The organism is Paenibacillus taichungensis, assembly GCF_047302525.1.
Taxonomy (GTDB): domain Bacteria; phylum Bacillota; class Bacilli; order Paenibacillales; family Paenibacillaceae; genus Paenibacillus; species Paenibacillus taichungensis_B.
In genome coordinates this window covers 3,109,821-3,124,331 of sequence record NZ_CP168020.1, presented here as the reverse complement: position 1 = coordinate 3,124,331, position 14,511 = coordinate 3,109,821, and the positions used below count along the sequence as shown (strand labels likewise).

11 protein-coding genes are annotated in these 14,511 nt (G+C 46.8%); 1 reads left to right on the top strand and 10 read right to left on the bottom strand.

Annotated elements, in window-relative coordinates; genetic code table 11:
- Positions 1-35: 35 nt before the first annotated feature.
- The 3 genes from ACDJ58_RS14120 to ACDJ58_RS14110 form a co-directional block, all read right to left on the bottom strand.
- A complete protein-coding gene (locus ACDJ58_RS14120; RefSeq protein ID WP_413378909.1) occupies positions 36-1,760 on the bottom strand; it encodes an ABC transporter substrate-binding protein in 1,725 nt (574 codons plus the stop codon).
- 322 nt (positions 1,761-2,082) lie between these two features.
- Positions 2,083-2,991, bottom strand: a complete 909-nt coding sequence (locus ACDJ58_RS14115; protein WP_413378907.1) for an ArsR/SmtB family transcription factor — start codon at positions 2,989-2,991, stop codon at positions 2,083-2,085.
- Between the two features lie 158 nt (positions 2,992-3,149).
- Positions 3,150-4,466 carry a hemolysin family protein gene (locus ACDJ58_RS14110; RefSeq protein ID WP_413378905.1) on the bottom strand — a complete coding sequence of 439 codons (1,317 nt, stop codon included), beginning with the start codon at positions 4,464-4,466 and terminating at the stop codon, positions 3,150-3,152.
- A 380-nt stretch (positions 4,467-4,846) separates the two neighbouring features.
- On the opposite strand from ACDJ58_RS14110, the gene ACDJ58_RS14105 reads away from it, so the two are divergent.
- Positions 4,847-6,703, top strand: coding sequence for an alkaline phosphatase (locus ACDJ58_RS14105; RefSeq protein ID WP_413378903.1), 1,857 nt, complete (start codon positions 4,847-4,849; stop codon positions 6,701-6,703).
- Positions 6,704-6,872: 169 nt separating this feature from the next.
- Here ACDJ58_RS14105 and ACDJ58_RS14100 read toward each other — a convergent pair whose 3' ends face one another.
- The 7 genes from ACDJ58_RS14100 to ACDJ58_RS14070 form a co-directional block, all read right to left on the bottom strand.
- Complete coding sequence (locus ACDJ58_RS14100) at positions 6,873-8,444, bottom strand: sigma-70 family RNA polymerase sigma factor (RefSeq protein WP_413378901.1); 1,572 nt, start codon at positions 8,442-8,444, stop codon at positions 6,873-6,875.
- A 215-nt stretch (positions 8,445-8,659) separates the two neighbouring features.
- Complete coding sequence (gene gerQ / locus ACDJ58_RS14095; RefSeq protein ID WP_076288616.1) at positions 8,660-9,151, bottom strand: spore coat protein GerQ; 492 nt, start codon at positions 9,149-9,151, stop codon at positions 8,660-8,662.
- Between the two features lie 18 nt (positions 9,152-9,169).
- Positions 9,170-9,592: a cell wall hydrolase gene (locus tag ACDJ58_RS14090; protein ID WP_063563952.1), complete on the bottom strand. Its 423-nt coding sequence runs from the start codon at positions 9,590-9,592 to the stop codon at positions 9,170-9,172.
- Positions 9,593-9,751: 159 nt separating this feature from the next.
- Positions 9,752-11,440, bottom strand: coding sequence for a hypothetical protein (locus ACDJ58_RS14085; protein ID WP_413378898.1), 1,689 nt, complete (start codon positions 11,438-11,440; stop codon positions 9,752-9,754).
- A gap of 204 nt (positions 11,441-11,644) precedes the next feature.
- Positions 11,645-12,394, bottom strand: a complete 750-nt coding sequence (locus tag ACDJ58_RS14080; RefSeq protein WP_413379666.1) for an SDR family NAD(P)-dependent oxidoreductase — start codon at positions 12,392-12,394, stop codon at positions 11,645-11,647.
- Between the two features lie 183 nt (positions 12,395-12,577).
- Positions 12,578-12,970, bottom strand: a complete 393-nt coding sequence (locus tag ACDJ58_RS14075; protein WP_413378896.1) for a DUF2500 domain-containing protein — start codon at positions 12,968-12,970, stop codon at positions 12,578-12,580.
- Positions 12,971-13,342: 372 nt separating this feature from the next.
- Entirely contained in the window at positions 13,343-14,482 is a 1,140-nt protein-coding gene (locus tag ACDJ58_RS14070; RefSeq protein ID WP_413378894.1) for a collagen-like protein, read from the bottom strand.
- Positions 14,483-14,511: the final 29 nt, after the last annotated feature.

Sequence of the window (14,511 nt, the reverse complement as noted above, 5' to 3'; positions counted from 1 at the left end):
TTTCGGTATTTATGTTTCTTGCTTCGTACGACCGCTTATTTCAGAGACCACTCGGGCAAACTGGTTGCAATCCCGCGGTATGGACTGACAGAGAGTCCATCGATCCGACCGTTATAGGCATAGACTGTTTTTTTGTAACTGGTGAAAATGACAGGCAGCTCATCGTTGAGCAACTGGTACAACTCTTTGTATACTGCCTTGCGCTCCTCAATTTCTGTCGTAGCCAGACCTTTGTTATAAAGCTCTTTCACTTTGGGATTGTCGTACCCTTTCAGCTCACCATCCACAAATTGCAGCACACCGTCCGAAGGATCCGTTAACATCGGTGTGGAGAAGGAAGCCAGGTCGTAATCGCCGCCCTCCACTTTGGAGACAAGCGAGTTGAAATCGGCAAACACTTCAGGCTGGAACTGCACGCCAATCGCTTCAAAGTTTTCTTTGGCTACAGCAATGAAGATATCCGTGGCCGGACTTTTCGTTCCGAGGAAATGCAGGGACAACTTCTTCCCGTTTTTCTCACGGATGCCATCCGCTCCAGGCACCCAGCCTGCGTCATCCAGCAATTGATTAGCTTTGTCCGGATCATAGGCGTATGGATTAATGCCTTCTTCCGTATAAGACCAGGAAATTGGTGAAGTCGGAATGTTGGCAACAGCGCCTGCCCCTTGGTTGGCGTCCACATAGATGGACTGACGATCCAGGCCATACGTTATGGCTTGGCGTACTTCTTTTTCCTGAAGCTGTTCATGTTCCAGATTGAGCTGTAAATATCCGTATGTACTTGGTGTGTAAGGCAGAAGGTTGAGGTATGGGATATTTTTCAGCTTATCAATATTCTCCTGAGTAGCCGTGAACGAAGTGAAGTCGATCTCTCCGGTCTCAATAAACTGCCAGGTGTCTCCTTCCGATGTTTTATATATGAAATGTTCGGTTTTCGGTTTGCCCTTGTAGTAGAACTCGTTGGCAACAAATCGTACTTCCTGACCCGGAATGAACTTTTCAAGTTTGTAAGGGCCATTGCCTACAGGTGTTGCATGAAGATTTTTAATGTATTCGAGCTTTCCGAATTGATAGTCTTTGCCGTAGTAGGCTTTGGACAACACTTCAGAGCCCAATGTAAGTAAAGCAGTTGCGTTTGGCTGTTCCAGTGTAACCGAGATCGTTAACGGATCAATGACCTTAATACCCTCAATGTGATCTGCCTTTCCTTCGGTATACGCTTTGCCGCCTTTAACCTTGGTGGAGAAAATATCGAATCCCCCGTCATATGACTTGTCATGCAGAATTGTCCATGTAAAAGCAATATCATCTGCAGTGAGCGGGGAGCCGTCACTGAACTTGGAATCTTTTCTCAGATGAAACGTGTATGTACGCTGATCCTCGGACACATCCCAGCTTTCAGCGAGATCGGGAACAGGTAATCCTTTCTCATCTACGGTCACGAGCGAAGCAAAAAGCAATGAAGCAACGTTGCCATCATATCCGCTCTGATGGAAGTACGGTGTGAAAGCCCCGCTGGGATCCGTAAGTCCCACAATAACCGTATCCGTCCGTTTTTTTGCCGTCTCAGGTAATTGATTCAGGTCCGTTGCCTGAAATGGTGCATCCAGTGCTGCTGAAACCGGAGTGGCTTGTGTGCCCGAATTTGTTGTCCCGCTTCCAGCGGTAGTGGTCTCTGCTCCTCCACCTCCAGCACATGCCGATAATACAATTGCACTACTGATGATTAACGATGCCACGGAAATACCTTTCAATCTCATAAAATCCTCCCCAATTCATAAATGATCCATATTTTTCTCACTCAGCCGTTCCTAATTCCCGAAACAATCCAGAATATATATAATTCCTATGAAATTAGTAAGGTATAAGTTCGATAAGCCCTATTATAAGAACCTCATTTAGTTCTGTAAATAGAGAACCACAAAAAAATATTTATATTAAACCCATTAATATCCACTTTAAAGCGATAAAATAGCCGTATGTTTTGCGCGGATTTCCTGAATAAATTTCAGTTCGGCCACAACAAACATACGGCTGTATCGGAGGAATATATTTTTTCTAAAAACCACATTTTGATAAACGTTATTGCTCCAGATAATTCATCACATTCGGTAAAATTTGCTCCAGTGCATGCAGACGAAGAGAATATTCAACCAAGCTCTCTCCTTCAAAATGCGCGTAGACCAACCCTGCTCCACGAAGCTTGGAAAGATGGTCATGAGTAATTCCTTTGGAGAGCTTCAAGTGACGAACAATTTCTATGAACGAACGCGGTCCCTGATGCAGAAAACGCATGATTTTCAGTCTATTCTTCTCTCCCAAACTGCGGATCACACGCAAATGATGAGTCGGAATATACTCATGGTCTCCCATATACAATCTGGAGGAATAATGGCACAACAGAGTATCCCCAAAATGCAGGATGACATTTAGCGGTTGAAAATGAAATTGTGGCACAAGCAGCAGTCTATCCAGACCCTTCATATCTCGGAACATCAAACCGTTGGTCGCATCGTCGAGTACCTCTTCCTGGGGAGAATGACTTAACTGTTCCTTACGGTTCAGAACCTCCTGGCGCAGATGTTGTAAGATCGCGGGATCAAGCAAGCGAAAATATTGCTCATTCCACCCAGTTAAGACATAGGTCATCTTGGTTTGGAAAGCAGCGATATCGTCCGTATACGGGAAGCTGTACCGGGCAAAAATGTCGCGGAGCTCAAGCACTGTTCGTTTGCTGAACCATTCAATAAAATCCTCCGGCTCCTCGGCTTCCACTCGCAAACAGACAAGCAGATACATCCATTTCCAATCATCATCCACGTTCATATCTTGCAAGACAGTAGCAAGCTCAGGGGTTAGCTGCCCTTCTGTTTCTTGCGCCCAGGCTATAGATAAATCAATCTTTTTATGCGATTTTCGGCAAATATATGTATGCAAACTGGCCATGAATTCAAATACAGGTGTAAATCCAACCTCAATGCGATAGCTCAATCTCAACCTCTCCTATCTTGCAAAGTCGTTCCATTATACCCTGTTTGCAGCCGTGCATGCTACGATTATAGAGTAAACAAAAAGCCGCACAGTGAAATATTCCACCGTACGGCTTCTCAATAGACCGATTTTCCTGTCTCCAAAAATAATACCTTGGATCAGGCTCCTTCGCCTTCAACCATCAGATCCAGCTTAATCACATTCACACGTGAAATCCGCTTATGTTCGGTCTCTTGAATAACAAAGACATATCCATCATACTCTACCGACTGCCCCACTTCTGGTGGGATGGCCTCTACTCTGGAGTATAACCAGCCGCCAATCGTATCATAATCCGCCCGGTCCATATCCAGCCCAAAGCGCTCACTAACTTCTTCAATCAGCATGAGGCCGTCAATGGAATATTCCATCTCATCCACTTTCTCAATCGCCGGACGCTCTTGGTCAAATTCGTCCTGAATCTCGCCCACGATCTCCTCCATGATATCTTCAAGCGTTACAAGGCCGGAGGTTCCTCCGTACTCATCGATCAGGATGGCAATCTGTGTCTTGCTACGTTGCATCCGCTTGAGCAAGTCACTGATCGGAGTGGAATCGGGTACTGCGAGAATCGGCCGAATCACCGAGATGGTATCTGTAAGCTGAGATCGCATCAGGTCTTTAATGTGAATAAAACCGATAATATGGTCTTTGTCACCGTTATAAACCGGATAACGGGTACGCATGCTTTCACTGGCAATTTCCAGATTTTCCAGCATGGACTGATTGGCATTCAGGCAGATCATTTCCGTCCGCGGAATCATAATTTCACGGGCGGTTGTTGCCGTAAAATCAAATATATTATCAACAAGCGCCAATTCAGTATTGTCAATTAAACCGCTCTTATTGCTTTCTTTCATCAGAATGCGTATTTCATCTTCACTATGCGCCGAGTCATGCTCCGAGGCCGGTGCCATGCGAAACACTCTCAGCAGGCTGTTCGCCATACCATTCAATGCCCATATAAAGGGATACATTAATTTGTAAAAGAACGTAAGCAGCGCCGCAGACCATAACGTGATCGTCTCTGATTTGCGGATTGCCATCGTCTTGGGAGCAAGTTCCCCGAGTACAATATGCAAAATCGTAATAATAACAAAAGCAATCGCAATGGAAATCCCGTGTACGTATACCGGCCCCATTCCAAATGCGGTAAACATGGGCTCTAACAGGTGAGCAATCGCTGGCTCTCCCAGCCAACCGAGTCCAAGTGAAGCGAGCGTTATGCCCAATTGACACGCGGATAGATAAGCATCCATGTTGCGTACAATATTGGAAGCATAAATCGCATTTTTATTGCCTGTTTCCACCAAGGCTTCAATCCGGCTACCACGAACTTTGACCATCGCAAATTCTGCCGAGACAAAGAAACCATTCATCAATACAAGCAAAGCAATTAAAAATAAATTTAATATACTCGGTAAGGGGTCACTCAAATTATCATCCTATTCGCCGTCATTCTTCGGCAAATAGGTCCACCTCCTTCGAAAATGTAGGATATTTGCCATTCTGCCGCTCATATGCAGTTTCAACTTCCCAATGCGTTCACCTCCACCTTCTTCTGTCGAATAACAAGGATATGCTTCTTTTATTATATAATTCTACACTACACAGTCAATCCGTGTCCTATGACAACGAAATGATACATACGGGCTATTTCGTTAACAAATGTACCGAATGCGCAGTTTTTTTTACGTTTTACTAACAAATATATGCATCTTCTTGCTTAGGTTTAACTTTTCTCTTACGCTAAGTTAATCATTCAGCTATATACTTCCAAATAGAACAACAATTTTTGATTCCGGAGGTATGTACATTGAAAAGCCATCATGCTATGAAATGGAATGCTCTACTACTCAGCGCGGCTGTTGCGATAACAGCCGTCCCCTGGCAGGTCCATGCTGAACCCGTATCTGCCCAGCAACAGACGGCCCCGGCCGCATTTACCATTTTACCTATCGACCGCGCTCAGATTCTGGCAGGCCAAAAGCTGGATTTCCGGGTTGAGCTGAACGGTGCCAAGCTGAAATCGAAAGACATTAAAATCCAAGTTAATGGATTGTCACCGGACAAATACTTCGGCAAGTCCGGAACATGGACAACCAGCACCGACCTGAGCACAGAATACACCATCCGGGATGTAGCCTTTAAAGAGAATGATTCCATCGTGGTAACCGCCGAAACGACTGCTACAGGCAAGCGTACATATTCACGGGTCGTATACCAAGTGTTCGATCCTTCCAAAGACACAGCCACACTGACAAACGGTGAACAAGCCAAAAATGTCGTTCTGATGATCGGCGATGGCATGAGTGCCAATATTCGTACCGCCGCTCGTGTTGTATCCAAGGGTATTAACGAAGGCAAATTCAAGGGTTGGCTGGAGATGGAACAAATGGATGCCATGGGCATGGTCACCACGTCTGGCATGGATTCCATCGTCACCGATTCCGCCAATAGTGCTTCCGCTTATGCAACCGGTCACAAAACAGCTGTAAACGCCGAGGGTGTCTACCCCGACAATACACCAGACCCTTTTGACGATCCGAAGGTGGAAAACATCGTTGAGCTGGTCAAACGGACACGTGGCATGGCTACCGGCCTTGTAACGACTGCGGATGTGACAGATGCGACACCTGCTGCGATGGCTGTACATACACGTAAGCGCGGGGAACAAGAAGCGATCGCCAGCATGTATCTGAATGAAGCCAATCGACCGGATGTTATTCTGGGCGGTGGACTGGAGTGGTTCCTTCCAGCAGCTGACGGCGGAAAACGCAAAGATGGACGCAATATTGTGGAGGAGTTCAAAAAAGAAGGATATACCTACGTTACAGATGCAACGAATCTGGACAAGTCTGCCTCTACCAAATCATTGCTTGGATTATTCCGCAAAGGCAACATGAACGTTTATTATGACCGGGAGTATACTCAGCCTAACAATGCAGAAATTGTGGGCAAGGATACCGATCAGCCAACGTTGATGGAAATGACCGACACAGCTCTTCAGGTGCTGGAACAGAACAAAAACGGATTTTTCCTGATGGTCGAAGGCGCATCGATTGATAAACAGGCTCACACGATGGATTTTGAACGCTCCGTATGGGATGCGATTGAATTCGATCAAACGGTGGGTCGGGTTAAGGAATATGCCAAGGAACACCCGGATACGCTCGTTATCGTCACATCGGACCACGGTCATTCCCTTACCCTCAACGGAACGTATAACACGGAAGCCGCCAAAGGTAAATCGGGTGACGAACTCCGTGAATTGATCGGCACATATGCTGACTCCAAATTCCCGACGTATGTGGATGCAAACGGAGATGGCTTCCCGGACAACCCGGATTCCGAGTGGAAGATTGCTGTTGGCTGGGGCAATATGCCGGATAACAACGAGAACTATCTTGCTAATCCGGTGCCAATCAGCCCTACCATTCAGGACCCTAACGTGAAAGACAAAACATGGTATATCGCTAACCCGGACAAAGATCCGGACGGTGTTCACTACACGGGTAATTTGCCTCATGATGAAGGCCAGGAAGTCCACACATTCGACGATGTGCCAATCAATGCCTCGGGACCAGGGTCCCGCCTGTTCTCCGGTTATCTTGATAATACAGACGTGTTCCGCAAGATGGTAACTGCATTGAAGTTGGATGCGTCCAAGTAGAATAACGGTTGAACTAACAAAAGAGTATCCTAGCCCATGCTCAGGCATGGCGGGATACTCTTTTTTCATAATTTTATGGATGATGAGGGTTAGCTAGCACACCTACCTACCGCTTTACTGCTTCTACCACTCCACTGCTTTTATTCTGCTTCTACTGACATCTCACTCTCTATAGGATCACTACGTTCTCATTAACGGTGTCCCAACGCCAGTTTACTTTTTTACCTTCGCCAATCTGAAGACCGCCAATCCAGGAATTATCATGTCTTAATAGTGCCCAATCTGCTTCTCCATTCAGCACCTGAATACCGAGTTCGGTCAAAGACAAGACACCGTGACGGAATTCATCATGATGCTGCTGGAAGTTAGGAAAAGCTTGTACACCACTTAGTCGAAGTAAAGCATGAGGTTCCTCCGTCAGTCTCTTCAGATGAGCCCAGTACTCCAGATCACCCATTCCCAAGATATGCAATTGGTCTCCAACATGCTTGAATAATGGATACGGGCTATCCACGCCCTCTCTTATGGCCTCCAGTGTGGATTGCTCAATTATGCCCAGTCCGTTCGATAAAGAAGGCAGACGGGACAGATGGGCCTTGAATGCAGCATGTGCAAAAGGGAGCACCGATGTATTTTTCAGCAAGTAGTCCTTGTGATCCTGAATGTCAGATGATGCATACGCTGCCCAAAACTCGCTGCCAGCCTGGATTTCCTCTGCCCCCATCACGTGCCAGGTACCTGATAAACGTCCAATCTGTGATGCTGTAAGTTGCCCAAGTCCCCGAAAATGTTCAATATCCGGATAGGTGTCGATGCATAAAAGATTCAGCTTTGTATTCTTTAGGTCCTGTTCCTTGAAATAGTACAGTAAATACGATAGCATCGCCTGATCGTAGAGGTCGTACTCAAACCAGAGGACGATCTCTTCGTATTGCTGGAATGACCTAAAGGTTTGCTCAAGTTCCTTAATTTTCAAGTATTCAGTCTGTGGAATACCCAAGTGCTGCTCCAAATATTGTGCACGTCCACTTCGATCTTTCTCATTCCTCATATTTCTTGTTATCGGTCCAAATGTATAGAGCTCTCGCCAGACCAGAATTTCACCTTGAATCCCACTTTGTCTTAATCGATCTGCCGCATGGTCACCATTCATAATGTGAAGCATCCCTTTTCCTCCTTCGTATAGATCACTAAATACTGAAATCACATCGGCCACAGGCAATGAACGTCTGAGCCTGGATCTGGCATCATACAACCGTTTCTTTAGAGCCGGAACATTAACCCCGAGGAATTCCGACATTTCCTTGAGCGAGTAGCCCTGAAAATAAAACAGTTCAACAGCAAGCTGCATGGAAGTTGGCAAAATGGAAATCGAATCTCGCAGGAGACGATGCACCTCTCCTTTCAAAGCCTGTTCTTCAGGATTATGAGCCTGATCCTCTTCTTGAATTACATCCTGAATCTCCAGAACCGGGATGGTGCCATGCTGCTTACGCCTCATTAGACGGTAACACTGTCTCTCCACGATGACTTTGAACCACCCGGGAAATGCATCAGGATTGTCCAGTTTGGACAAATTCGCAAAGGCCTCCGTGAATGCCTCTTGTACTACATCTTCAGCCAGGAACGTATCCCTTAATTTTTGATAAGCGACAGCCAGTGCCATCCCACGAAATTGCTTCACCAGTTGTTCATAGGCCTCGGCTTCCCCCTGGATTGCTCCATCGATCCATGTCTTCAATATGTCTTGCTCCTTCCTGTGCGCTTGCTGCTTGATGTATTTATCTTTAAGTGCCCTGTTTTGAGAAAAAGGTTACTTCTGCTTATGTTTAATTTTAGTTTAGTTTATCGTCTATTTAATAATATAGGAAAAGCTGCCGCGTTTGCGGAATAACATCCACATTCGAGGCAGCCTGTGTATGGCCGTATTATATTATGTTCTTTTTTCCCTACAGATTAGCGTCTGCTCGGTTGTTGCGGATAGTTCCCGATCACGCCTGGATATTGATACAACAACGGCTCATCGAATGTAGCATAGTCAAAATTGACCATCAGAAGAATGATCCGTTTTCCAGTGTTCGGGTCACTGATGATGATATGGTCACGACCAGCTGCCTCCAGTATGCCTTGGAAAATGCGGGCGTTCCATTCTTTGTTTCCTTCGTAAGTCATGTAGAATGTTCCACATTTGCCCAGGTTGAGCCGTAAGATGTTTTCAATGTAGGATTGTTCGAACTGTGGCGCAGTTGTGGTTACAACGCCACCCGTAGGTGTCATTGGAGCACCGCTCGATACGAGCGGAGGTACGCTTGTGGAGCTAGGTGAAACCATGCCTGGTGTTGGCGACATCATCGGCATTCCGTTTCCAATTTTGTAAGAAGTTCCTTGTACTTGCGAATTGGCCTGTTGGCCCATAACCTGTGTTGGTTGATATGGCTGATTAATCATTGTGATTCCTCCCAAAATTTAATATACTGTTGGACAGTCTTCGCCTGTCGGACTGAAGAAACAATGCGCCTTGAAGCGGCCTGTATTTTGCTGGTCATACCAGGTTGGCGGACATTCTCCCACCGGACGGAAAAACCACAGGGAGTTGCTAGCTGGCCAGAAGCGTTCACCATTAATGACACGCTGTGCCAAGCGTATTTCCGATTGTCTTGCTCTTTGGTAGAAGTACCCTTTTTGCGTAGACTCGAAGCCACCCGGGTTCTGAAACACCATTCGATTAATGTCCCGAATATCACCGAAATCCAAGCAATCGCCGAGCACCCGGTTTACACCCACATTGCCTACAAGCAGCATGCCTTGTTCGCCGTCACCTTCAGCCTCCGCTCTCATCAGTCTAGCGAGCAGCTTGACGTCTTCCGAGTTGGCTTTAATAACAGCCATATCCTTTTTCCTCCCTTGTTGAACCTCTTCATCACCGTATATCGTATTGTGCAGATGCCCATTCGGTGACACGATTTTATCTTTTTCCCATAAAAAAAGCCCGGAACCTCACCCTATGTGAAGTCCCGAGACATAACATCTCCTATATAACCTGCCTATTCAGGGCTTGGCTTGAATCCAGTAATCGTAAGCATGGACGATATTGCCTTTGTAGGCTTTATACTCGCTTAACAGATCTGGAAGCAGTGCCAGCTGACGTTCCATCTCCGCTGCTCCCTTATCATAAAATGAAATATGTTTACCTTCAAAATTCTCTTTCATCTCCACCGAAATCAGGAGTGGTTTACCCAAACGATCCGCAATTTTCATTTCCTGACTGACAACGTCGGCAATTCCATTGGAGCCTTCGGCAATGTTACGGAATGCCATCAGAGATACGTGATCCAGCGTTGTGATCATGTATTCACTGACGGACATGTCTCTTCCCGGTAACGGGGACGTATCGAGCCAAACGGCCAGATCGGCACTCGTTTCCAGATCACTGTCCTTTTTCGTCTCTTCATGGAAATAAGCAATATTAGCAGCCCATTCGGTCAGCAGCTTGTCCCGATCATTTTCCCATTCAGGTAAGGTGTATGGCTCAATATCGAGATGAATCCCCTTAAAACGTTCATCCGGTTCGGATTCAGCGTTATAATTCTTCACATAATCGATCAGGCGCTTTATTCGTGGCCGATTTTCCTCTTTACCCCATATTGGATGGCCTCCCATGGCATGAACCTCAATACCTTGAGCCTGGGCCCGTTTCACAAAACTGCGATAGCTGGAGTACGGTTGATCCAAATCAAGCCGGACGTATAACCAATTAACGTTTTGCTCTTTGGCGAACTCCAAAATGTGATCTCCACCATCATTCGTAACCTGAGAAGCCTGCCAGATATAGGTTCCCCGAATTTCCGGTTGATTGGATGGATTCTCCGGTAATGGTGGCTGTTCCTCTGGTTCCAGCTGCCCCCAGTACACAATGTCATGCACAGCCGAACCGGAGTAGGAAGCGTGATCCGTGAATGCAGATGCCACTTCCTTTATGACACTCTCCAATTGCGCTGCACCTTTGCCAGCAAAAGTCGTGAACTCTTCCCCAGGCATGGGCTTGGTGTTTACCCCAACGGTAATAGAACCATTTCTGGCGTCCGCCCATATCATTTCCTGTTCTACCAAACGTATAATTCCATTGTTTCCTTGGGCGCTATCACGGTAAGCCAATAGCGTAATATGATCAAATTGTCCAATAAACCAGTGTGACAACGACTCGTTATCCGCATCGTCAGTAGTTCTGCTACCCGTCACGGTGTAAGAATCCAGCCAAAAAGGCAAGTCGACATTCACTTCAACCGCCCCAGCCTGTTTAACCTGTTCCAGCAAGAGCTTCATATTGACAACCCAGGACTGGACCAGCGGCTTGGCATCTTCTTTCCACTGTGGCAATACATAAGGTTTGATATCCAAGTGAAGGGCGTCAAATCGCTCTTCCTGCTTTGCAGCCAGGTTATAATTACTCACCCAGGACGCCAGCTTGAGCATCGGACCTTCACGACCGCTGACTGCCCATGACGGATCTCCCCCAAGAGCTTCAACTGCAATTCCAGCTTTGCTGGCTTTAGATATAAACGTATGATAGATCTCCTCTGACAGATTCATATCCACATTCACATACAGTCTGTTAATCTTATGTTTAGCTGCATTCTCCAGCAGCTCATTTCCTCCATCACTGACAGACTTGGCCTGCCATACCCAGGCTGCTCGTATATCTGCGTCAGCTTCCGCAGTAGATTCAAAGCCTGTCATTATAATCCCTCCAATCAGCAGTAATAGCCAAAACACTTTCCGGGATGAGTTCCCGAACATAATCTCCCTCCATTCCTGTACTGTGGTAAAATCACATTTATTATAGCAACCGAGTTATCAAAAACAAATAAGCCCAAGTGCTTAACTTGGGCTTATTTCTGCTATGTTTTCAAAAGTTTACAATTGACCGGAGAAATCCCGGTACTAGTCCTCATATATCATTTTTCGGGTCATGCCCCCATCAATAATCAGGTTGGTCCCTGTGACAAAGGTATTGCTCGGATCGGACAAATATAAACAAGCGCGGGAGATATCCGAAGGAACGCCTACACGTCCTGCCGGGTGCTGTTCATGGTCCTCTGGCTTCAATTTTTCAACATTGCCTGTCTCAATCCATCCCGGACTGATACAATTGACCCGAATTTTGTCCTTACCCAAGGAGACCGCCATCGCATGGGTCAACGCCACGATAGCACCTTTGGATGCAGCATAGGCCTCTGTTTCCGGCTCTGACATAAAGGCACGTGTTGAGGCCATGTTCACAATCGCTCCACCATTTCCGTTGTGCTTCATATGCTTCGCTGCTTCCCGGCTTGCGAGAAAACAACTTCGCACATTGGTATTGAGTATATCGTCCCACTCTTCCAGCGTTAGCTCATAGGGAGACTTCCATCTGGAGACACCCGCATTGTTTACGAGCACATCAATCTGTTTGAATTCATCCATTGTCGTTTGAATGAGGTTCGTTATATCCTTCTCTTGACGTACATCACACTGGACAAAAATGGCTTCTCCGCCTTCATTGCGAATCGAAGCTGCCGCAGCAGCCCCTTCCGCTTCCTGATAGTCGGCAAGTACGACTTTAGCCCCTGCAACCGCATAGGCCTCAGCTACACTTCGACCGATTCCTTGGGCTGCTCCCGTCACAACCACGACTTGATCTGTAAATGACATCATCATTTCCTCCTCTATTAGGATGGTCCATTCATCACATAAGTCTACATCAACTCACCGAATATGGACCATAAATTGAATAAAGTCTCTTCTTATATAAAAACACGTTAGCCCCATTAAGAAACGCTTGTCCGTAAAAGAAATTAAAAAAAGCTTACGCCATTATGGCGCAAGCCAGCCGGTTTATCCGCGTACACGCTCTGAATACAAACGATTGTAGCGTTCAAAGCCTACATAACGCGTTCCCTTGAAAGAGAGTCGACCTTCATCTCCCTCGGCGCACATGCCGTACTCATCACCATTCACTTTGAATTCGAGACGATCTCCGCTCTCCACTTCAAAAGTGATGTAATAATGCGTACGGGCTGTACTTCCTGGTTCGGAGTGCGACTGACTCATCTGCATTCTCCTGCTGGTAATACGAGAAGGTACGGTAAGCAGTGGCTCTGAGTTATTGCGTCCCCATCTCCATACTTCTTTCCCTACCGACAGAAGAACAATACCTATAATCAGGACAAATACTACCGGAAAGACGGTTCCAAAAAAATCAAACATCCAGGATGATTCAATGCCCATGTCTCTCCCCTCCGTTCATAAAACCTAGGACAGCCGGAGTCTTGACCCGTCTTCTGTAATATATATGCACGTTAACAGGGAACTTGTTATTCTGATTCAAATCCAAAAGGTTGAAGGGAAAAACCCTCCGACAGAATGCCGAAGGGTTGCCTCCAAACGAAAATGAGCACTATTCTCAACGTTTAATGCACTACATTATGCTTTGTAATCTGCACCCAGATTCGTTTCTTTCCACTCATCAGTGCTTTGGAGCAGCGTTGCTTCTTACTATTATGGATACAATCGATCTTTTTTGAAAACCTTGGCACCAACTGGGATAGCGGCCTTGATGAATGACCGATATCCCAGCTGAGGATACCCTTTGTACCCTCTTTATGCCAATTGCGTGATAACCAGATGTGCCGAAACTGGCCTTGTTCCTCCGGCGAGAGGTGTAATCGTCAGTGCAGTGGAATTACCAGCCGGGTTGCGTACGGTCAGTATTGAATTAATGACAGTCGTTTGTACTAAAGCTACTTCTACAATCTGAGACGTTCCTGTTGCCCGCCCAACTACGGTTGGAGCCAAATCAGCACCATTGAGGGTTAAAATAAGTTGACCGGCTTCATTGATACTAACTTGAAACAGTACTTGGTAAGTGCCTATTGCTGCTAGATTGAATGAACTAGGACCCGTTCGAGAAATAGTCGTTCCGCTAGTAGGCCCATCTTGAGGAAAACTTACATCCGTGCCTGGAGCAACAGTAGCTGCATTATCAGGGGGCATCAGAGCAAAAAAATCGGCAAACCCCAGAACCCCTCCGGCTGCTCCAGTAACACCTGTTGGTCCAGCAACACCAGCTACTCCCGCTGCTCCAGTAACACCTGTTGGTCCAGCAACACCAGCTACTCCCGCTGCTCCAGTAGCACCTGTTGGTCCAGCAACACCAGCTACTCCCGCTGCTCCAGTAGCACCTGTTGGTCCAGCAACACCAGCTACTCCCGCTGCTCCAGTAACACCTGTTGGCCCAGCAACACCAGTTGCGCCTGCCGCTCCGGTGGCACCAGCCGGGCCAGTTGCTCCCGCTGGTCCGGGAAATCCTTGTGGTCCGATGGCTCCGGCTGGACCAGGCAAGCCTTGCGGACCTTGTGGTCCCACAAGTCCTTGTTCCCCAGGGATACCCTGCGCGCCCATCGGCCCCGCAGGTCCTGCTTCGCCTTGAGGACCTACTGCTCCCGCTGGACCTGGTTGCCCTTGAGGTCCTTGCGGCCCCGGAGGTCCTCCAGCTGGCCCTTGAGGTCCGATCGGCCCTGGAACGCCTTCTACGCCTTGTTTTCCTTGGATCCCCTGTAAGCCTTGGGGACCAGTAGGCCCAACAACTGTCGGCGTAGTAACATTTACTTCAGGTGAAGGACACTTTAGCTGTACAATTTTTTTAATTACTTTTACTCGGCGATTTTTTTTTTTTCCTTTTGGAGAATGTACAGTTACAATTTTTTTCTTACACCTTTTTTTCTCATCTGGACAACTCAATCAGGACACCTCCCTATAAACATAGTTTA

Coding starts and splice junctions, on each gene's coding strand:
- ACDJ58_RS14120 (WP_413378909.1), bottom strand. CDS start 1,760: ATGAGATTGAAAGGTATTTCCGTGGCATCGTTAATCATCAGTAGTGCA.
- gerQ (WP_076288616.1), bottom strand. CDS start 9,151: ATGATTAATCAGCCATATCAACCAACACAGGTTATGGGCCAACAGGCC.
- ACDJ58_RS14085 (WP_413378898.1), bottom strand. CDS start 11,440: ATGACAGGCTTTGAATCTACTGCGGAAGCTGACGCAGATATACGAGCA.
- ACDJ58_RS14080 (WP_413379666.1), bottom strand. CDS start 12,394: ATGTCATTTACAGATCAAGTCGTGGTTGTGACGGGAGCAGCCCAAGGA.
- ACDJ58_RS14090 (WP_063563952.1), bottom strand. CDS start 9,592: ATGGCTGTTATTAAAGCCAACTCGGAAGACGTCAAGCTGCTCGCTAGA.
- ACDJ58_RS14075 (WP_413378896.1), bottom strand. CDS start 12,970: ATGGGCATTGAATCATCCTGGATGTTTGATTTTTTTGGAACCGTCTTT.